Source organism: Paenibacillus sp. J31R122, from assembly GCF_056269185.1.
In genome coordinates, this window is the sequence record NZ_JBWDNM010000001.1 from 65,675 (window position 1) to 87,558 (window position 21,884).

Below are 21,884 nucleotides of genomic sequence, written 5' to 3' on the forward strand. Positions count from 1 at the left end.
CTTACATAGGCACTTTATTGTACTTGAACGATAAGTACAATAAAGTGCCGTTTTTACAATGAAAAATGCAATGAAATGCTCTTTTTACACTACGATTTGTGAGCTGGTTAAAGTAAAATGTGGTCAAGAGAGAGGAGGTATGTAGAACTGCTGCTTTTCTCTCCTCGAGAAAGGCATTGTGATTATGTTTAAAAAAGTGGAATATTAGAACAGAAGGAGATGATCAAGCTGTCCAGCAGTTATAACTTATAAGCTATCCACAACAATTTCACTTTTCTCGTTTTTTTCAAAAAAATAAGAGGGATGACACCCTCGCAGGAGGAAAGTCTATGTTAAAGTTCATGGTCAGAAAGACTATCTGCACTTTTGTATCCGCTTCCATGATTTTGTCGGTATTCGCTGCAATAACAAATAGTGCATATGCAGACACAACAGGCGCATCCAACATTCAAGCAGAACTTTTTGTTTCGTCCACTGGTAGCGACGCTAACCCTGGTACATACGAAAAGCCATTTGCCACGCTGGATGGCGCACGCAAAGCTGTTGAAACAATTAACGGAGATATGACCGGTGACGTCTATGTTTTCTTTGAACCGGGTACATATTACACACCGAATACCGTCAACTTTACTACGGCAGATTCCGGTACAAATGGACACCATGTCATCTATAAAACATTGGGCGCGCCAGGCAGTGCCAAATTTGTTGGAGGCATGAAAGCATCCTCCGTTTGGACACAAGTACAGGCATCAGCCAGCCCGAATAATCCTGATTCGGATATGCAGCAAAGTTTGGTAGGCCAAATTTACAAGACCAACCTGAATGCACAACTGGGCGCCTTGTTCCCAGGTGGATTGCCTGCAACGTCAGGTCCCTTGCCAAACAATCCAAACGGCAAGTTTGACGTTAACACGCTTTATGTCAACGACACAAGAGCGACTCAAGCGCGAACTCTTAATTCAAATAAATACCCTGGTTATCCCTCGACATTGTTGGAGAATCCTCTCTTTTCGGCGGGCGGTTCATACTCCGCGATGCAATACAAAGCATCCGATGCCAACACTATTAACACGCAAGCATTGATCAATGCGCAGACGCGCGGAGATTTGAGTGTGCAGTATGTTGGTAACGACATTGGCAATGGACGCTCATGGGAGACTAATACGTTGCCGGTGCAAAGTATCAACACAACGACTCGCACATTAACCTATAACCCTAATGATACTGGCACATTTAGTGCGGCCGATGGAGCCTTCGCATCGTATTATTACATTGGTTCAAACTCCCGTTATTTCCTGCAAGGTAACCTTGCTTACCTGGACACCCCGGGCGAATTTTATTACAATGCAAAGTCCGGCGATTTGTACTATTATCCAACATCCGCACAAACCGATTTAAGTGCACAAGATATTGTCGTACCCACGACAGAAAGTATTGTAAATATTAAAGGCAACCGTACCGGCATATGGGACAGCACAGTAATTACTCCGGTAAAAAACATTACATTCGATGGACTGGGGTTTGAAGACACCAGTTTCCCAGATTATTACAGTCCGAGTTGGGGATGGTTGCAATATGGAGTTAGTACACGCGGATTTGCGTTCCCTAGCTATGCAGTTAATTCATCCAACCCGATTTACAGCGGTCAAAGCGATCGCCCACAGTACCAAGTCGGCAATATTACTGTTGAGAACGCCGATTCTATTACGATTACAAATGCTCATATTAAAAACGCAGGTATGTATGGTGTAATACTAAAAACAGGTGTTACAAACAGCGTGGTGAAAAATAGCCTTATTGAATATTGCGGTTATGGCGGCGTGCAAATTGAAGGTGGTTTCCCGGGTGTGGACGGCAATTCCGATGCTGTCAGTTTCACGAACCATAATTTAATTGAAAACGATGTTATACGTGACGTGGGTCAATTGGTCTTACAATCATCTAGCGTTACAATAAGTAACGCAACCTATAATACCGTTAGATATATCGAGGCGTATAACTCTCCGCGCAGAGCATTTATGCTGATTGGCGGCAACGTTCAAGGATGGAATAATACGGGCCCAAGCGGTGGACGCAACTATTCACCGAATGCATATGTACTCTCTCGCGATCAATATACTCACCACAACACATTTTCCAATCTTTACGCTCACAATATTCAGCAGGACGGCACTGACGATGGCGCATTAATGACAGCGTTCTTGTATTATCCGGCCGATAATTATTCCCAACCCAACTATTACAATCAAATAGTGATTGATAATGTCGCCTATAATCCGCAAATGGCAAACCAGGGTATGACCAATATCTCTCCAAATAACATTAATTTTGATATGGGTTGGGTCAATTTGAATGTGTCCAACGTCAAGTCAGTCAATCCGCAGCATTACAATATCGAAAATGACCATTTACAAGACGGACAGGTGAAAGTCACAAATAGTAACTTTTACTTTAAGAATGCAAATGACGGATTGTCAAATTTTGATGATTCGAAAATGGATTATGCCAATATCGGTGTTCTTCCAAGCAGCTTCCCGTCTGCATACTCGTCGGCTATTACGAAAACCAAAGTAGACACACCGTCAAACCTTTATTTTGGTGACAACTTTGAAAACGGAATTGATTTAAGCAAATGGAGTTACAGCGGCGTTTTGCCGACAATCAATCGTTTGTATATGTCGGAAGGCGGTTTTGGCGGCAAATCATCTCTAGAAATTAACGATTCCGGCGCCAGCAAACCTGTGTTGTATCGCAACTTCGCAAACAATCTTAACAAAAAGGTAAGCGTTAAAATATTCGATAATTTTTCAACCGACCACACCACCTATGGTGCAGGCTATGCGATCACCTATGCAGGCAAAACCTTCGCCCGTGCAGACGATGGCACAAATGTTGTCGGGCTGGGTATCGACCCTGGCGCCACAAACGGCGCTCAGAAATACGTGATGAATATTGGCGGCGTCGGAACACCAACTAACGTATTGCGTACCACTGGCTGGCATACCCTTTCTTTTGATTATTCTACCCCAGGGTCCATCGTGCTTTCCGTGGATGGAACCATTGTTAATACACTGAACAGCGCTACATGGGCCAATACACCAAACTCCTTTAACTATGTTTCACTCGGCTCTCCGGATGGTACTGGCGACAATTTTTATGATGAGTTTTATATTTACGGAGGTCAAGATGCCCCCATTGTACAGCCAAATGTGGCGTCAGGCGGTACGATTCCGGCATATACACCGCCATCATCGAATCCACTAATAAATTGGAATTTCGAAAGCGGTACAATGCCGGTAACACAAAGTCTGACTACGGGTACAGGTCCAATAACGCTTAATGCAAACGGATTTACAGATTTCTTTGCAGTCAACGCTTCTACACCTAGTCTTAGTGTTGTGGCAAATCCGCAAAAAGCGGACACCGGCAATTCCTATACCACGGATACCAGTAATTATGCCATGTATTTCAATCAAGGTATCGTTCATTATTCACCGCAACCGCTGCCCACATGGAGCAACTATACTTTAAACGTTAATTACATTCTTAATAGCTGGGCTGGAACAAATAACAACGACACTTTGGGGTTTAATATTTATATGCAACAGCCGCCAAACACTAATCTACAGTATATCCCGCAGACATACCAGGTAGCGATTATAAGGAATACATCTGGGACTGGAAACAATTACAGCCTTCCGAATGATGGCAGCCCTTATTTGCTATTACGACAAACGGGTAGCGGCATATCAAATGTAAATTTATCCTATTTGAAGCTTCCGGCGTCCTATGTTGATACCACTACAAAAGTTTGGCACACCTTGAGCATTGCACTCGACAATGGAAATATAACTGCAACGCTTGACGGACAATATTCAGTTACGGGTCAGTCCAGTACCCTTAATAGCGGTACCTTTGGATTTTACTCCTTTAATAGCAGTGCATACTTTGACAATGTTAATATTGTACCGACCCCACCTACTATCGTCTATGATGCCAATCTCAAAATTGGCAATGCAACCTTGAACGGCGCGTTCAATCCTGGCTACAAAACTTACTCAGCCACGATTACCGATATGGCGCAGCCGGTAACGCTGGTATTGCCCACTGCCGCGACAACGGGAACAACCTACAGCATTTCACTCAACGGCACAGACATTACAAGTCGTTTTCCGGACACAACGACTCCTGTAGCCCTATCTCTGGTTCACGGTACGAATATATTGACAATTACACAGAAAACACAGTCAGGCGCAACAACGAATTACAAGGTAAGTATCTTGAAGCCGTATACATCTGCAACAGCAGATCCAATCGCTCCTATATCTACTACGGTTGGAGTAACACCAACTCTTCCTGCCACCACAACCGTGCATTTTGATGACGGTGGCACCGATCAGATTACAATCAACTGGCATATGGTGGACAGAAGCATTATCAACAATCCAGGAACAAATACCGTGTTTGGAGAGCTGTCGGGTATTGGATTGCAGATCAGTGCAACAGTTACGGTTGAGGGTGTGACATCAGTTAGCGCTTTGCCGGATGTATCCACTTCGGTAGGAAATGCGCCAATTCTCGCACAAAATGTAACGCTCAACTACGAGTTTGCCGGTGCAACACCCACTGCTGTAACCTTTGATACGTTAGACCCTTCCCTGTATGCGCAGGCAGGAACCATATTTGCGGTTGGTCATGTGAATCAATATGCGGGCGATGTGTTGCAAAAAGTAACGGTATTACCAGTGCAAGTATCACCGCAGGCTACCCTTACCAATCAACAACAGGTAATATCTGGAAATTCATTAGATCTGACGATGGGACTGAGCAACGTTACACAAAGTGAATTCCAGCTCATAAATGCGCAAGATCTAACGCTTACCTATGATGCGGCGAAGATGCAGCTGGGTACGGTGACCTCACTTGTTTATGGCTTGCAAGTCATCGACCAACAAGAGACAATACCGGGACATGTTCAAATTATTCTTGCAAGCACAAATCCGGATGGATTTGTTGCCCAAGGAGATGTACTGAAATTCAGATTTACCGCCAAAGCTGTAACCCAAGTTACGACGACATCCTTTGGTGTAAGCAATATTACAATTGCCAACGGTCTAGGTAACGAATTGCAAATTAACGGAGCCTCTTCCAGCACACAAATTGTTTTACCTGCCGTACAGGTGGATAAGACAGCACTGAATGCTTTAATGACAAGTGCTCAGGCGAAGTATGATGCTGCAGTAGAAGGAAATAAGGACGGTCAGTATGTAACAGGTTCGAAGGAAACCCTTCATTCGGCTATCCTTGCAGCGAGTGTGGCAGCGAATGACCCGAATGCTACGCAGGTTCAGGTGGATAATGCCAAAGATGCGCTTGCAGCGGCAGTTCAGGCATTTGAAGACAGCAAAATAATAGCAGATGTTAATGAAAATGGCACAGTTTCCATTGGGGACTTGGCTATTGTTTCGGCGAGTTATAGCAAACAACCAGGTCAGATCGGCTGGAATGCTAAAGCGGATGTCAATAAAGACGGTAAGGTAGATGTTCTAGACTTGGCAATCGTAGCCAACGCTATATTGCATTAAACAGGTCATTGAAATGGGGGGAGATCTAATTCTTTCCCCTTTTCGATGAAATTTAAGAATTTATATGGTTTACACAGGTTCTAATGTGAATTGGAACGACAAATGCAATAAACAACCTTTTTTACACCCAAAAGTGCAATAAAACGCCCTTTTTACAATAGAATTTCTGGATTGATTACAGTACGATATGTTCAACAGAGAGGAGGTGAACATAATGGCTAATTCCAAAGTGATGGTGAATCCAACGATAACCTATAAAAAACGATTTGCTTTTTGGCGAGCGATTAGACGCAATTGGGGTTTAATTAGTATAGCACTTCCAGGTTTATTATTCGTTATCATATTTCAATATTTGCCAATGTTTGGCTTAGTAATTGCTTTTAAAGATTACAATTTTAGCAAAGGGATTTGGGGCAGCGATTGGGTAGGATTGAACAATTTCAAATTCTTTTTCACCTCGGATGCTGCTTTACAAGTAACACGAAACACCCTGGCATTGAACTTAAGTTTTATTATCTTAACCAATTTGTTTTCCATTGCTTTTGCGCTTATGCTTTTCGAATTGAGCCGCAAGGCGGTCAAATTGTATCAAACGGCGTTGTTTTTCCCTTACTTTCTGTCCTGGGTAGTAGTCAGTTATGTAACGTATGCCTTGCTTAATCCTCAATTGGGTGTAATCAATCACCTGTTTAAACAGTTTGGATTTGCTGAAATCAATTGGTATATGGAATCTAAATATTGGCCCTTTATATTAAGTCTTGCATTTCTATGGAAAAACATCGGCTATTCAACGCTTATCATTTACACAGGACTTATGGGCATCGACAAAAGTTACTATGAGGCTGCGGCCATCGATGGCGCTTCCAAGTGGCAGCAAGTTCGTCATATTTCCATACCTTTGTTAACTCCGTTAATTACGCTGATTTCCGTGTTGCAAATAGGAAAAATCTTTTACTCTGATTTCGGAATGTTCTATTTTCTGACTGCAGATTCTGGGGCGTTATACGCCACAACGGATGTTATTGACACTTATGTATATCGTGCCTTACGGGTGTCAGGCGATATCGGGATGTCAACTGCGATCGGGCTGTATCAATCGTTAGTTGGTTTTGTGCTCGTACTGACGGTGAACTTCATTGTTCGAAAGATCAACAAAGAAAATGCGATTTTTTAGAAAAAAAGGGAAGTGGAGTGTATGGGTTTACGGAGAAATATTAGCTTAGCAAGAGGAATTATTCATGGATGGTTTATCATATTTTCTATCTTCTGCATAATTCCACTGCTGTATGTCATTTCCATTTCATTCTCATCAGAATCAGACATTGCTAAAGAAGGATATAGTCTTATTCCGAAAACTTTTACAACCTTTGCATATGACTACTTGTTACATAGTCCCAAGCCGCTGATTACTGGCTATTCGGTATCCATCGCGGTGACTGTGCTCGGAACAGTGCTCAGTTTGCTGATTACTGCCATGTTAGCTTATGTTTTGTCACGCAAAGATTTCTCGTGGTCAAATGCATTATCTTTCATCATATTTTTTACGCTCTTATTTAACGGTGGGCTCGTCCCTTGGTATATTTTGATTAAAAAGTATCTGCACATTGATGATTCTTTACTTGCGTTGATATTACCTTATGTCATTATGCCGTGGCATGTGCTGTTGATGAGAGGCTTTTTATCGGAAATTCCGTTGGCACTTATAGAGTCTGCCAAAATTGATGGGGCGAAAGAGTGGAGAATCTTTTTCCAAATTATTCTGCCCTTAGCCAAGCCTGCTATGGCCACAGTAGGATTATTCATCGCTTTTATTTATTGGAATGACTGGTGGCTGGCATTGCTTTTTATCGATAACGAGAAGCTTGTCCCATTACAGTTTATGCTCTATAGAATTATGAACAATATTCAGTATTTATCGAACAATATGAAAATGGGTAACATCAACATCGATATTACTCGATTTCCAAATGAAACGGCTCGGATGGCAATTGCGATCTTGGCAGCAGGTCCAATTCTAATCGTGTTCCCGTTTCTTCAGAAATATTTCGTAAAAGGTTTAACAGTTGGCGCAGTGAAAGGCTAGGAAAAATCTTACTGCAGGTTGTAATCGGCAATGCTGTTACAAGAGATAAATACAAACTCAGGGAGGTTCTTTTAATTATGCAGAAACAAGCAATTAAAGTAATGAGCGTAAGTCTTGCAGTCGGTATCGCAATGACTAGTATGTTGGCAGGATGCGGCTCAAAAAATGAAACGTCGAGCAGCCCATCGGTAGCTCCAGCCACGACTGTTGCAGCATCTCCAACTGCCTCAACTGCACCTAAACTTGATCCTGTTGAATTAACGTGGTATTTGGACGGCACGCCGCAGACTGATATAGCTACGGTGGAAGCGGAAATGAACAAAGTTTTGAAAGACAAATTAAATGTAACATTACACCTGAAGATAACAGATTGGGGAGCTTTCGATCAAAAAATGTCAATGGTCAACGCAGCCCAAGAAAACTACGATCTTGCTTTTACGGCTAACTGGGCAAACAATTACTATCAGAATGTGAATAAAGGCGTATTTATTCCGCTTGATGACCTGATTGCTAAATATGCCCCGACGATCCTGCAAACGATTCCTAAACTAGGATGGGATGCTACGAAAGTTAACGGTAAAATCTATGCAATTCCGAATTACCAAGCTTGGACTATGACAAACGGTATATTTCTTCAAAAGGATGTAGCTGATACATACGGCATTAAACCAGGCGGCATAAAAAAATTAGATGATCTTGCTCCTTTCTTGGCTCAAGTGAAACAAAATAACCCTGATATGGTTCCATACGAGAATTCGAATGGCGGTACTTTTGGTACGAATCTCGTTTATTATGGATTCGATGAGATTGCAGGACGCAACGTGCCTGGCGTTATCAAGCTGACGGATACTTCATTGAAAGTGGTCAACCAATTTGAATCGGATGAATATAAGTCTTACGTTAAATTAATGAGAGACTGGTATCAAAAAGGCTTTATACGTAAAGATGCTGCAACGTTGAAAGACACCCTAGCGGATCGTAAAGCTGGTAAAACAGCGAGTATGAATGCAGGAAATATTGGACCTGGTGGAGATACAGACTTTAATCCAGGATTGAACGAAGATGTATATATCGCTAGACTTACACAGCCTACGCTGTTGACAAGTTCGATTATCGCGACAATGACTGGTATTAGTAAAACCTCCAAAAATCCAGAACGTGCTGTCATGCTGCTGGACTTGTTATTTAAAGATAAACAGTTGTACAACTTGTTAGCACACGGAATTGAAGGCAAGCACTACAATAAATTGGATAGTAATACTGTAGAAGTAATTAAAGACAGCGGTTACGACCCACAATTTGACTGGGAAATTGGCAACCAATTCAACGGTTATTATACCAAAGGTCAGAAGCCTGGACTTTGGGAAGATACGATTAAGATGAACCAGAGTTCGGTGGGTTCCCCATTATTAGGTTTCAGCTTTGATCCAACTCCAGTGAAAAGCGAGATCGCTCAAGTGGGAACTGTGACAACACAATATGTGGCAATGCTTGAAACTGGTTCTGCAGATCCTGATACTGTATTACCAGAGTTCATCGATAAGCTAAAAAAGGCCGGCAGTGACAAAATTGTTGCCGAAGAGCAGAAGCAAATCGAAGCATGGAAGCTTACTAAAGGAAAATAAGCAGTACTAATCTTCAGCAATAGGGAGCTTTCATACAGTGACATTTCAATATGTTAGTGTGTGGAGGCTCCCTTTATTCAAATTATCACTAGAAGGAGAAAATCACAAATGACTAAAATAACAGCAGCATTAATCGGAGCCTGACAACGAGGTGCGGATGCTTATGCATCCTATGCGCTGGACTATCCAGATGAAGTAAATTTTGTAGCCGTTGCCGATACGGATCCTGTGAGGAGAGAACGTTTTAAACAAGCTCACGCAGTAAAGGAAGAGCTTGTATTCGAGAGCTGGGAGCAGCTGCTTGCAGGACCGAAGTTAGCGGATGCAATCCTTATTTGCACACAGGACCAAATGCATTACAAGCCTGCTATTCAAGCTTTGGAGAAAGGTTATCATGTTTTGCTTGAAAAGCCGATGTCGCCTAACCCGACCGAGTGCGTTGTGATGGGTGAATACGCCGAAAAATATAACCGGGTATTTTCGATTTGCCATGTGCTTCGTTATACCGATTTTTTTGCAAGGATTAAACGGCTGTTAGTAGATGGAGCGATCGGACGACTTATTTCCATTCAGCATACCGAAAATGTGGAGCACAGGCATCAAGCTCATAGCTTTGTTAGAGGAAACTGGCGTGATTCTGAAACTTCCAGCCCAATGATTTTGGCAAAGAGCTGTCATGACATGGATATTTTGTCCTGGCTGGTGGATGCCGACTGCACGAAAGTTTCCTCATTTGGATCACTAACGCATTTTCGCTCCGGAAGTGCGCCGGAAGGGGCGCCGTTGCGCTGTCTGGACGGATGCCCGGTACAGGATGAGTGCCCTTACTATGCGCCTAAAATATATTTGGAGAGAGACGACTGGGTCGGTATCGTGCTACGCAACGTCGTAAGCAATGATCCAAGCGATGAAGGTGTTATGCAAGCTTTGAAGGAAGGACCCTATGGCAGATGCGTCTATCATTGTGACAACAATGTCGTGGATCATCAAGTCGTTAATCTTGAATTTGCAAATGAGGTCACAGTCGCCTTTACGATGTGCGCTTTCACTTATGAAGGAGGGCGCTCGCTTAAGCTTATGGGCTCTCGTGGTCAGATCAGAGCAGATATGGATAGGAATGAAATCGAGGTCACCAGCTTCATAACCGGGGAAAAAGAAAAAATTTCTCTGGATTCGCCCTTGGAAGGCCGCGGCGGGGGCGATCACGGCATTATGCGGGACTTCATCCGCTTAGTGAGCAGCGGAGGAGAAGAGGCAGGATTAACTGGTGCAAGGACTTCCGTGCAAAGCCATCTGATGGCGTTTGCAGCTGAAAAATCGCGTTTGGAGAGCAAAGAAATCCACATGGCTGAGTATAAGCAGGAATTGATTTCTAACCATCCCGGCGGAATGGCTTCTTGGTAGTGTCATATTGAAGATAATGGGGGTGGGTGAATTAGCATGTTGAATTCAGCAGTAATTGTATACCCGATACATGCGACGTTGCATGAAAAGCTAGCCGCCAAAGGAATTCGGCGGTACTTGTATTTACGGACTTCTGTACTTCTTCCTCTACTTTCGGATGATCAGCTTCCGGCTAAGTCATGCGGCTTTGTTATCGGGCATTACGGTCGCCCGTTCATAACCGATTTGATCGGTGAGCAGGAAGAGAGTCAGTCAACGGTTTCAGGACAGAGCTATCACTTGCAAACGCTTGTTGCAAATGGTGGAAGGTGGATCGTCGTGGCGGGCGGCCAACAAGGTGGAATGCTCTATGCCGCTTATCGTTTGGCAGAACACTATGGAATTCGGTTTTCGCTTCATGGCGACATTGTTCCGGATCGCCTGATTTCGTTGGAATTGATGGACATTGCTGAAAATGGCTCTCCATTGTTTCAGCAGCGAGGCATTTTGCCGTTTCACGATTTTCCAGAAGGACCCGACTGGTGGAACGAAAACGAATATAAAAGCGTACTTGCTCAGCTTCCGAAGCTGCGAATGAACTTTATCGGTTTGCACACGTATCCCGAGCGGCCTCGCACAAACTTGTACGCCAGCGCTGAACCAGCAACCTGGATCGGGTTGGCAGAAGATGTGAAAGAAAACGGCGAAGTGAAAAGCAGCTACCAGTCCCGGCATTTTACATCGATCAATGGGGCGTGGGGCTATGTCTCGCAAGAGACGGGCACCTATACCGATGGCGGCGACCAACTATTCGAACGCGATGACTACGGAGCAGACTACATAAAGGACATGGTGCCATGGCCGCAAACAATGGAACATAGTAACGAGTTGTTTAATCGGTTCGGTAAGTTACTAAGTTCGGTTTTTACATATGCCAACAAACTCGGAATATCGACTTGCCTCGGAACGGAAGCGCCTCTGACGATTCCTCAAGAGGTTAAGGATCGCTTGATTGATAAAGGAATAGAACCCGATGCTGCGGAAACGAAGAGGCTGTTGTATGAGGGCATCTTTACGAGGATCAAATACATGCATCCGCTGGACTACTTCTGGTTATGGACGCCGGAAACATGGACCTGGGGAGGCAACAGCGAGGACCAGACGCAGGCTACATTACGCGACTTTCAGACCGCGATTGATGCGGCGGAGTATGTCAATCCTTCCATACAAGTCGCAACTAGCGGGTGGGTGCTCGGTCCGCAAGCCGATAGGACGCTGTTTGATCGTCATTTGCCGAAGTCGTTGCCTTTTAGCTGTATTAACCGAAATCTGGGCTTCGATTTTGTGGAACCTGGATTCCATACGATCCAAAACCGCCCGAAATGCTCCATCCCATGGGTGGAGGACGATCCGGCGATGAATTTACCGCAGCTGTGGGCAGGACGGATGCGTCAAGATGCCGCCGATGCTCACGCTTAAGGATGCAATGTTTTAATGGGCATTCATTGGCGGACGAAGGTCATCGATCCAACGCTTGCGGGACTTGCTGCTGCGGGATGGGAGCAAAGCGAATGGAATGACAAATTTGGCAATCCAGAGGAAATGGAGCCCTACTCGGCAGAAGGATCCGCAGGAGGCCGGGTTGTAACACTTCATCGATTGGAAGCGGCGTGTGAGTCCATATATGATACGGCGCGTGTTGGTGCGAAAAGCTACAGCCTGCAAATCCCTAACGGTATGTATAAAGTAACGTTGAAATTCCGTGAGTGGGAAGTCGCCGGGACAGGAAAACGAGTTTTCGATGTTTTCACGAACAGCGGGATTGACAAACGGTTATACCAGGTTGATATTCTCGCAGGTGCTGGTCTGAATAAACCGTGGGAGCGATCCATCCAAGAAGTGAAAGTGTCGGATGGCGTACTGAAGCTCACCTTTAAAACACAAAGTGGGGAAACGGCTTTATGTGCCATTGTAGTTGAGGGAATGACCGATGGCATCAACCAATTCGAAGGATTCGTTTTCTCGCGTCAAATCAATTGCGGGGGGCTGGCGGTCGATAAATACGAGGCGGATTTGCCAGAATTGAAAGACCGAGATCGAGATTTACCAATTAGCGACTTCTATGTCGATTGGGCTGCTTCTCAGTTTGGATGTGAAGCGGCAGATGAGATTGCTGTTATCTTCACCGAAATTGATGGAAAGCTTCCACGGCCAATCACTTGGGTATCAGGTCCGGGCAGCACGATCGTAGTCAACCGTACCTTATGGAGAGATGTCGCAGAGCAGTATGCATTTGTGGATAGGCTGGAGGCATTGAGAAGCCGGGTTTACGGAGCAGGACAATTGGATCGGTTCGATTATTGGTCGGAGCAGTTTCGGTATTTGCGTTGCGCGGCCCAAATCGGCTGCACGCTCGGAATGTACGAAGTGGCGATGGAGTCTGTGAGAGAAGAAGATTCAGACGATCGGCAACGGGAGATGGCAAAAGCTAATCTGCTTCCCATCCGGAAGGAGCTTGTACATCAATACGCGGAAATGAATGTACATCTGCTGGCTACCGTTTCTTCGCCGGGTGAGCTCGGAACATTCGCCAACGTGCAGCAGCAGACGATGCATACCCAATTGCACCAGCCAAGCAAAGAACTGGAAGAGCTGCTCGGGGAATCGTTGCCGCCGGACGCTATGCCGATTTCCAAATACACGGGCAAGTCTCGCCTAATCGTTCCGACGGTTCGCACCAGTTTAACAAAAGGGGAGCCGCTTCAATTAAAAGCAATTCTCATCGGCGCTGTTCCTAGAGCATTGGTTTTATACTGGAGGTTTCTAGGAGAATACGAAACTCAGAATGCAAACTTCACGCATGTGAATCGCGGTGTTTATCAAATTTCGCTTGATTTGGAGACAAATGACGATTTTGAGTATTACATCGAAGCGACGATGGCTGAAGGTGAACCGCTTCGTTTCCCAGCATCAGCGCCGAATCTAAACCAGACAGTTGTCATAACTGAAGAAGGAGAATAAATGGCTGCCCATCCAAAACAATCAGAGGGCGGTCTCGTAGGCTGTTAATCCGGCTTTGAAAAAGAGGAGCGATAAAAGTGGAGTATACGATTTTCGGTAATACAGGATTGAGGGTATCCAAGCTTGGCCTTGGCGGTGCTCCGCTTGCCGGTGATTTTGGCAGGACGGATGAAGGCGAAGTACAGCGATTGATTCATGAGGCGATTGATTCGGGTATCAATTTCATTGATACCGCTCCCTTATATGGACGTGGGGAATCGGAGCGCCGTATTGGTAAGGCGCTGCTCGGTCGCAGAGAGGGCATAGTACTGGCTTCCAAAGCAGTCAGGTCGGACATGACCTACGATTATAACAGCACGATCCAATCGGTGGAAGATAGCCTGCAGCGGCTGCAGACCGATTGGATTGATCTTTTGCAACTTCATGATGTAGAGAGTCATCCTTATGAGCTTATCGTGAACGAAACGGTTCCTGCGCTGCAAAAACTCAGACAAGAAGGGGAAATCCGTTATATTGGCATAACCACACGAGATTTACCGTTGCTTATGAGATATATGGATACGGGAATCTTCGATACTATCCAATTTTATGCTCGCTATATGTTACTGGATCATACGGCCAAGGACGAAGTGCTGCCGCTTGCCAAGGAATTGGGCGTCGGAGTGATCAACGGCAGTGTGCTCGGTATGGGGATTTTAGCTGATTCACCGGCTCACTTTTTGGACGATGAAACGTTAGCAAAAGCCAAAGATCGAATGCAATTGATAAGCTTCTTGCGAAAGTCGGAGCCTAAAGGGCTAATTGAACCCGCCATGCGGTTTAGTTTAAGCAACCCTGATATTCATGTCACGCTTACGGGTACAGCTTCGCTTACTTCACTGCGAACTAATTTGGCCTTCTGTGATGGGAAGGGCTTGGAGCCTGAAGAGCTAGAAAAAGTGTATTCGTTATTTCAAGGGCAGCAATTGTTTGACTGAGTTACTTCATGATTTGGAAGGAGAAATGAACAAAATGTCATCTCATCATCACGAATTGCCCGCTTATGTTCGCGCATGAAACGAGTCGTTCTCCACAGTGGGCATTACAGGAACAGCTTCGGACGGAAGGCTCATTCGGTTCAAGTATTGGCAGGGGATGGATGGATCAGAAGATTCAAATGAAGGTTTTCAAATGAGAAACCATGTTTCGATTTACTTTGGGCTGCCGAGTGGTAGCTCTTTGTTCTGTTTGACTGCATTATGTAAAGTGAATTACGTTTCTTCGTGTCCACAACCTCAAAAAATTCGACAATACAGGTGAGGATTTAGAAGATCTGATCTCCATCGGCACGATAGGTCTCATCAAAGCCATCGAGAGCTTTCAAACAGGTAAGGGGACAAAGCTTGCAACGTTCGCGGCACGTTGTATTGAGAACGAAATACTTATGCACTTGAGATCTTTGAAGAAGACCCGTAAGGACGTTTCGCTGCACGATCCCATCGGCACGGATAAGGAAGGCAACGAAATTACGCTTATAGATATTCTCGGCACCGAGGCCGATGATATTGTGGATAAGGTGCAACTTAAAATTGAGAAGAGCAAGATTTATAAAAATCTTGATATATTGGATGACAGAGAAAAGGAAGTTGTGATCGGACGTTTTGGGCTCGAGCATGGTGGGGATGAGCGGACACAGCGGGAGATTGCGAAGGAGCTTGGGATTAGTCGGAGCTATGTGTCGAGGATAGAGAAGCGGGCGTTGATGAAGTTGTATCATGAGTTTTATAAGGTGAAGCGGTAGGGAAGAGCAGAGGTCAAATTTTCAATTTGGCCGTGTCGTTTATAACGATAAAGTTACGGTAGCGATTTCCCAATGTTATCAATATCTGAAACCAAACGGTAGAGGTTCCGTTTGGTTTTTTTACTTCTTACGCACTCCACACATGTGGAGTGTTGCTCATTGTTGGTCAGGAAAGACTAATAGTTGAGGTGTATTGGCGGAAATAGTAAAGAGGGGCTAATCGCCCCTCTCTTTTTTACCTAAACATATAAGGCAAAGCAGATATGAATGCTAATCAGATTAGACATAAGTTATTTCGCTGTTCGTTTTAGGTTTTGTAAGATGGTAATACCTCCACTTGTCATACGCTCTTTATCCATTTGAATGAACGGTATCTTTGCCACAAGAATAATGCGCGAATGTAATTATCTAATCCGATTGCCACCCAAACCCCCGCCAATCCAAACCCGAAGTAAACACCCTGCAAGTAAACACCCTGCAAGTAAACACCGAGTATTCTAATCACCCAAATTCCTGCCGCTGTAACATACATCGGGTATTTGGTGTCCCCCCCTGCCTGCAAGACAGACGTTAGTGAAGTGACAACGGCTGTTGCAGGTTGGGTCAAGGTATCAATCCCCAATACTGTGACAATGAGTAGAATAACGCTTTTGTTATCCGTAAATATTCTTGCGGTTACGCATGAACTAAGGAACAGTATTAATAATGTAATCGTCATGACGAGCATTAGAAGTAGTACGGAAGCCCTACTGTACCGTCTAAGAGCTTGATTATCTTTAGCCCCGATACTTTGACCGATGAGTGTTGCCGTTGCTGTCGCGATTCCAATTCCGATTATTGTAGGGAATATGGTGAAGTTCCCTGCCAGTGTATGAGCGGAATATGCTTCTAAACCCATTCTTATTATCTCAACTTTCGCAGAGCCAAAATCAGCTTCAGACCACATGTAGCTTGACTTTGAAGTCAATTAGATGTGGAGATTGACGGAAATAGAAAAACACCGTTCTGTTTGGTAAAGTGAGAGTGTCGAAGTCTACACTACCACACAGAAGAGGTGTCTTCTCCATGATAGAACAAAAGCAGTCCCTCGATCAGAGTACCGATCAACGGTCTTTTGGCGGACTATTCTATTTGCTCTGCGATGAAGTCGGCACGATCGACTGGGTGGTTGCCCTAGAACAATTGGTCGTTTTGATCAATGTAATCTACTGCCGGTTTGATCCGAAATTAGGGAGGTAGTTCATTTGCCGCGTATGCTTTTCATACGTTAGCAGTGAACTATCTCCCTTGTTTTTCTCTAATAAAGATGAGGCCTATTCAATGATTCCAATATTCACTTAGCTCGAGAGTTAAGCCCTCAATAGATAGTGTCATTATTGGTCAGAAAAATCCGAGGTCAGCCTTTTTTACTTATATCCTTATATCTGGGCTTGGTAAGCACTTGAATTCCGTGGGAGTTAATCCCGTAATGAGTTTAAATACTTTGCTGAAATAATATTGATTATTGTATCCTACCATTGCCGCGATATCTTTGAATTTGATGTTGGAGGTGTCCATAATCAGTAGCTTAGCTTTTTCGATCCTCAGGTGATTTAAATACTCAATGGGAGCAGAACCTTTATACTTCTTGAATTCTCGGCTCAGGAAAGAAACGTTGAAGTTAACCATTTCTGCAACGTCAGCAATCGTTATTTCCTCAGATAAATGATCCCTGAAGTAGGTATCTACTTTATCGATAATCAATTTAACGGACCCTGCAATAGGCTCTGAACCTTTGGGGGAATGAAAGAATTTTTCGAAAATGAATGCTGCGTTTTTATGCAACGACCGATAGTCTTTGGATATTGAGATAACTTCATCAAGCTCTAATTTTAGATCGTTAGTTATGATCGGATGGTCTAAACAAGCGTGAGAGGCTTCATATAAAATTTGGGATAAATACAGCTCTACCGCACTCTGTGTATAATTAAGCTGTTCCCATCGGTCAAAGATTGCTTGGATCTCATTGAGAAAAAAATCTTTCTTTTTGTTCTTTATGAAAGCAATTAACTTCTGTTTGTCAAAAGCTTTTTCGAATTCTATTTTAGGTTGAGTGTTCAAAGAATAATCCTTAACAAATAGGAGACTTGATTGACCGAAAACAGCATTTTTGTCTAGAATGATTCTGCTTAGCTGATACTCTAATCTTAATTCCGACAGCTTCTCAATTCGTTTGCTGACCGCAAAGGTAAAGCGTTGATTTGATAGTCCGAACTTGGAAAGAAAAGCCTCATAAAGTGATGTGAAATCGATAGAGCCCCTCTGACTGCAGCTAAGAACAACAATCATTTCATTCATTGCCTCGCCGTCAAAAACCCAAAAGTCCTCAAATTGCCCATTCGCGTGCCTTGCAAGGAAACTAGCCAAATTGGTTTGAAGCCAGAAGTCATACGCAGGATTAGATAGTTCGATAAAAAACCTGGATATGGAGCCGGCACAAAGCACGAGAATGAAATAGGTTTTACCTGCTGGCGACTCAAATTTACTTATCATCTGAGAATTCCGTCCCCTAAGCAGGTCGGATATAAGCTGCTGCTCTTCAGCCATATGGTTGGATTGAATGGACTGAGTTACCTTGTCTAAAATTCCTTCTATCGCTTGTTGGGTAACAGGCTTTAAAAGAAATTCCGTTACCCCAAGGCGCATAGCCTCTCTTGCATATTCAAAATCATTAAAACCGCTAATAATGATGAATATTGTATTTGGCATTGCCTTTTTTAATTGCGTAATAAGCTGCAGACCATCCATTCCTGGCATTCTTATATCCGTAAACACTATATGGGGCTTCAAGCTAAGACACATTTCTAGTGCGGTTATTCCATCGGCAGCTTCCCCAATAACCTGTATGTTAGGGCTAAAGCTATTGATTTTTTTAACTACATTTCTTAAGATAGGGTGCTTATCTTCCGCGACGATGACGTTGATCACGTATCCTTTACCTCCTCGGCTAAAATCTCCTTAACACCGAAACAAATCCGGCAGCCATGCTCCTCCAAATTTGACACGGTAAAGTAAAATCCTTCTCCAAAATGAATGACTAATCGGACAAATGTGTTAAGCATACCCATTCCGGATATTTGAAGATTTTTTAATAGCTTGCCTTCGATAAAATTAGTTTGGTAGGTAGATAGCTTCTGATTGAGATCAAGCAATACGGCAGGATCAAAGCCAGAGCCATTATCCTGAATAACTATTTCCCAATCGGATGTACTTTTGAATCGTCCTGAAATGATAATTCTCCAAGGTGGCAGACTTTTATCAAACCCGTGATTAATTGCATTTTCTACGAAGGGCTGCAACGATAATTTGGGAAATCGAAGTATGAACATCTGTTCGGGTATATGCATTTCATAAAATAAGCTGTTATCATAATGAAGCTTCATTAACTCCAGATAATAAATGGAATATTTACTCTCATCCGCTAATAATGCATCAGTATCAGTGGAGGAGACACTGTATCTCATCATCTCTGAAAGCCGGTAACACATGTCCGCAGCGATCATAGAGTCTGTTTCTTCGCAATGGACGGCAATCACATTAAGTGTATTAAATAGAAAGTGAGGATTAATTTGTGCCTGAAGAGCTGAGTAGTTGGCTTCTATTTCTCTGATTCGGGATTCAAATTCGGTATTGATAGACTGTTTAAGCTTATCTATCATGTTTTCGAATGAACGGTTTAACATAACCAGCTCGTTATACTCGTAACGTTTATCAGTGCTAGTATTGAAGGATAAGTTATCCAAACTCACTGATTTTACTGTTTTAGTAAGTTTTTTTAGTGGTTTCATTAAGTTTCTTATAGCAAAATAGTAGATAATCAGTACAAGTAATAAGGTTAAAAAACTAATAATAAAAAGAATAGACCGGTAATGCTTCAAATTATACTTCAAGGAAATGCCGTCATCCGCAACAACAGTTGTCCAGCCCAAGTAGCTTGAATGATTGGTACTTATCAAAGTAGATTGACCCTCTAGCTTTATCTCTCCGGTAGTAAGCGTCGTCTGCTCTCTTAATTGTTTGGAGAGCATCGTCAGCAACGATTGATGTTGCTTATCGGTTTTAGTTTTGGTTGGGAAAATAAGATTTCCAACTTCATCGAAAATATAGACCTGCTTGCCGGATTGATTATTTTCGATGCTTGTAATAAGCTCTAGGCTCTTATATGGCAATTGAATTTCTACCATTCCGAAATCCGTGAAATAAGGCGTGCTGAATTTTCTTACAACAGAAATAACGGACTCGGGTTCTGTTGACCAAAAGTCAGGATGAGGAGGAATCGCTGAAAATAGCTTGTCTTTTTTAAAGAGTTCGCCAATCGAACTTGAATTTATATAAGGGGAAGGAATATCTTTAACTAGATTTTCAGTTCTGAAATAAGGGAAGAAGATATTTTTATCTGGAACAAAAATAACAACCTTATATAGATCGCTGACTACATTGTAAATCGCATTTAAATTGTGGGAGAGCTTATTTTGGGAAACCAAATTATCAAGATAATTTGTGCTTGAAGAATTGCTTAGTTCAACCATTACATCCAGATTATCTTGGTTATTCGTAAATCCGAGTGCCGCGTAGTCAAGCTGTTTGTACAGAGTATCGACTTGATCTGAAACCTTCTGTGTAGTAGGGACAAGACCTGCCAGTTCGGTTTGAACAAGCATCGATTTCATATAGGTGTACAAGTAAAAAGTGGATAAGAGCAGGATTAAGAAAAAAATAATCATGATGGTAATAAGAAGTTTATTTTGAAAACCAAGTTTACTAAACATAATTTTTCTCCTGAAAGATGGAATGATGAAAAGTATAACACAGTCCGTATAATCAAAAAAGATCAAAAAAGTATAAACGAGATAGTCAGATTTCTACATTTCTTAAATAAGTGAATGCGATTACATTTAGTTTAACGGTTTCGAGTATCGAGATCGAGAAAAAGGGAGGGTCAACGTATGAAGTTGCTTCAAAAAAAAGCATTAGCCGTTTTGTTAATAGGATTACTTATTCTAGTGTTGGCGGCTTGTGGATCAAATTCTTCGAATTCGGGAAATGCTCCATCCGAAAAAAATGCTGAGACGAATAAGGTAACAGCAACCGAAAAGCCAGTAGAGCCAGAAGTGAAAAAAGATCCAGTAACAGTAAGTTATATTGCAGCAGCAAGTCAGTTGAATTACGGGGGAATTAAAGAGCTTATCGGCAAGTGGGAAGTGAAAACAGGTAATAAGGTTGACATTCAAGCGATTCAAGATGATCAATATGACAACCTCGTTAAGGCAAAGCTTTCCGGTGGCGGGGATATTGATATCTTCTTCGGTGCTTACCAAAAATATGATGTTCCAAATCAACTGCTAGAGATTAGCGGAGAGGCATTCGAATCTCGTTTGAATGACATTGCACTTCAATCGATGAAGTACACAGATGGTAAAATTTACGCCTTCCCTTCTCCGATGGCTTTAGGTTCATGGGGAGCATTTTATAACAAAAAGATATTTGAGGATTTAGGGTTATCTGTACCGAAAACGACAGAAGAGTTTAATAAGGTTCTTGGATCAATTAAAGAGAGTGGAACGGTTCCTATCTATTTTGCAGCAAAAGACGGATGGACAATGCTACAGCATCGCAACGCCGTGAATGGTATCGTAGGTGGAACTGATCCTACTGTTTGGGATAAGTTAAACAAAAACGAAATCGAATGGAAGGATATCCCTTCGTTCGTACATCAATACAAACAAGTGGAAGAATGGGCTAAGCAAGGTTATTTCAATAAGGATTTGATAACAGCAACTTACGAGAAACAACAGCGGGCATTGGTCGATGGACAAGCAGCAATTATAATACAAGGAAACTTTGTCGTACCTGAGCTTTATAAAATGAAAGCAGATACGGATATTGGCTTCTTCCCACTCCCGAATGAGGATGGAACGCAGTCGATCCCATTAACGGGTGCGACGCAAGTGTTTATTGCTAAGAACAGCAAACATGCTGAAGAAGCTAAAGATCTTCTGAGATTTTTATCGGATAAAGAACAGGCGCAATCTTATTTAGAAACTTCCCCCGGTGTAAGCGCATTTAAAGATATCGATGTATCTGACAAAATGCCGGAGGCGTTGAAAGAAATTCAATCGATTGTAAGTAGCGGTAAAATTTCGAAGCACGGAGACGATGCTTATGTGATCCCTCTTCCGTATGACGAAATGGTCGCTGCATATACAGAACTTCTTGCAGGTAGAATTACAGCAGAAGAATTCGCTCAGAAGCATGGCGATATGTTTTTGAAAAACGCTAAAATAGCCAAAATCCCTGGTTTCTAATTAAATACAAGAATCTCTTACCCAAAACAGAGAATGAACTTTTCCTGTCGCAATCGCGGCAGG

The 21,884-nt window shown here is 43.0% G+C and carries 13 protein-coding genes and 1 pseudogene; 11 read left to right on the top strand and 3 right to left on the bottom strand.

Annotated elements, in window-relative coordinates; genetic code table 11:
- The first annotated feature begins 329 nt into the window (after positions 1–329).
- From AC0YN7_RS00325 to sigK, 9 genes are all read left to right on the top strand, one after another.
- Positions 330–5,585: a dockerin type I domain-containing protein gene (locus AC0YN7_RS00325; protein ID WP_475807960.1), complete on the top strand. Its 5,256-nt coding sequence runs from the start codon at positions 330–332 to the stop codon at positions 5,583–5,585.
- A 214-nt stretch (positions 5,586–5,799) separates the two neighbouring features.
- Positions 5,800–6,759, top strand: coding sequence for an ABC transporter permease (locus tag AC0YN7_RS00330; protein WP_475807961.1), 960 nt, complete (start codon positions 5,800–5,802; stop codon positions 6,757–6,759).
- Positions 6,760–6,780: 21 nt separating this feature from the next.
- Entirely contained in the window at positions 6,781–7,668 is an 888-nt protein-coding gene (locus AC0YN7_RS00335) for a carbohydrate ABC transporter permease (RefSeq protein WP_475807962.1), read from the top strand.
- A 77-nt stretch (positions 7,669–7,745) separates the two neighbouring features.
- Positions 7,746–9,293: an ABC transporter substrate-binding protein gene (locus AC0YN7_RS00340; protein WP_475807963.1), complete on the top strand. Its 1,548-nt coding sequence runs from the start codon at positions 7,746–7,748 to the stop codon at positions 9,291–9,293.
- 177 nt (positions 9,294–9,470) lie between these two features.
- Positions 9,471–10,697: a Gfo/Idh/MocA family protein gene (locus tag AC0YN7_RS00345; protein WP_475808467.1), complete on the top strand. Its 1,227-nt coding sequence runs from the start codon at positions 9,471–9,473 to the stop codon at positions 10,695–10,697.
- Positions 10,698–10,733: 36 nt separating this feature from the next.
- Complete coding sequence (locus AC0YN7_RS00350) at positions 10,734–12,155, top strand: hypothetical protein (RefSeq protein ID WP_475807964.1); 1,422 nt, start codon at positions 10,734–10,736, stop codon at positions 12,153–12,155.
- 15 nt (positions 12,156–12,170) lie between these two features.
- A complete protein-coding gene (locus AC0YN7_RS00355; protein WP_475807965.1) occupies positions 12,171–13,697 on the top strand; it encodes a malectin domain-containing carbohydrate-binding protein in 1,527 nt (508 codons plus the stop codon).
- Positions 13,698–13,774: 77 nt separating this feature from the next.
- A complete protein-coding gene (locus AC0YN7_RS00360; protein ID WP_475807966.1) occupies positions 13,775–14,674 on the top strand; it encodes an aldo/keto reductase in 900 nt (299 codons plus the stop codon).
- Between the two features lie 272 nt (positions 14,675–14,946).
- Positions 14,947–15,477, top strand: coding sequence for an RNA polymerase sporulation sigma factor SigK (gene sigK / locus AC0YN7_RS00365; protein WP_475808468.1), 531 nt, complete (start codon positions 14,947–14,949; stop codon positions 15,475–15,477).
- Positions 15,478–15,817: 340 nt separating this feature from the next.
- Here sigK and AC0YN7_RS00370 read toward each other — a convergent pair whose 3' ends face one another.
- Entirely contained in the window at positions 15,818–16,375 is a 558-nt protein-coding gene (locus AC0YN7_RS00370; protein ID WP_475807967.1) for an MATE family efflux transporter, read from the bottom strand.
- Between the two features lie 194 nt (positions 16,376–16,569).
- Here AC0YN7_RS00370 and AC0YN7_RS00375 point away from each other — a divergent pair.
- Positions 16,570–16,707: pseudogene (locus tag AC0YN7_RS00375) on the top strand (IS4 family transposase); the annotation flags it as partial.
- 180 nt (positions 16,708–16,887) lie between these two features.
- Here the strand turns inward: AC0YN7_RS00375 and AC0YN7_RS00380 are convergent.
- Positions 16,888–18,444 (bottom strand): response regulator transcription factor, encoded by a 1,557-nt coding sequence (locus AC0YN7_RS00380; protein ID WP_475807968.1) that lies wholly within the window; start codon positions 18,442–18,444, stop codon positions 16,888–16,890.
- Positions 18,441–20,285, bottom strand: coding sequence for a sensor histidine kinase (locus AC0YN7_RS00385; protein WP_475807969.1), 1,845 nt, complete (start codon positions 20,283–20,285; stop codon positions 18,441–18,443). Before AC0YN7_RS00385 ends, AC0YN7_RS00380 begins: the two co-directional genes overlap by 4 nt.
- A 177-nt stretch (positions 20,286–20,462) precedes the next feature.
- Between AC0YN7_RS00385 and AC0YN7_RS00390 the strand changes: the two genes are divergently transcribed.
- On the top strand, positions 20,463–21,821 hold the full coding sequence (locus tag AC0YN7_RS00390) for an ABC transporter substrate-binding protein (RefSeq protein ID WP_475807970.1): 1,359 nt from the start codon (positions 20,463–20,465) through the stop codon (positions 21,819–21,821).
- Positions 21,822–21,884: the final 63 nt, after the last annotated feature.

Excerpts from the sequence above, each read along its gene's own strand:
- AC0YN7_RS00370 (WP_475807967.1), bottom strand. The coding sequence starts at position 16,375 with ATGGGTTTAGAAGCATATTCCGCTCATACACTGGCAGGGAACTTCACC.
- AC0YN7_RS00355 (WP_475807965.1), top strand. The coding sequence starts at position 12,171 with ATGGGCATTCATTGGCGGACGAAGGTCATCGATCCAACGCTTGCGGGA.
- AC0YN7_RS00335 (WP_475807962.1), top strand. The coding sequence starts at position 6,781 with ATGGGTTTACGGAGAAATATTAGCTTAGCAAGAGGAATTATTCATGGA.
- AC0YN7_RS00325 (WP_475807960.1), top strand. The coding sequence starts at position 330 with ATGTTAAAGTTCATGGTCAGAAAGACTATCTGCACTTTTGTATCCGCT.
- AC0YN7_RS00385 (WP_475807969.1), bottom strand. The coding sequence starts at position 20,285 with ATGTTTAGTAAACTTGGTTTTCAAAATAAACTTCTTATTACCATCATG.
- AC0YN7_RS00390 (WP_475807970.1), top strand. The coding sequence starts at position 20,463 with ATGAAGTTGCTTCAAAAAAAAGCATTAGCCGTTTTGTTAATAGGATTA.
- AC0YN7_RS00330 (WP_475807961.1), top strand. The coding sequence starts at position 5,800 with ATGGCTAATTCCAAAGTGATGGTGAATCCAACGATAACCTATAAAAAA.
- AC0YN7_RS00340 (WP_475807963.1), top strand. The coding sequence starts at position 7,746 with ATGCAGAAACAAGCAATTAAAGTAATGAGCGTAAGTCTTGCAGTCGGT.
- AC0YN7_RS00350 (WP_475807964.1), top strand. The coding sequence starts at position 10,734 with ATGTTGAATTCAGCAGTAATTGTATACCCGATACATGCGACGTTGCAT.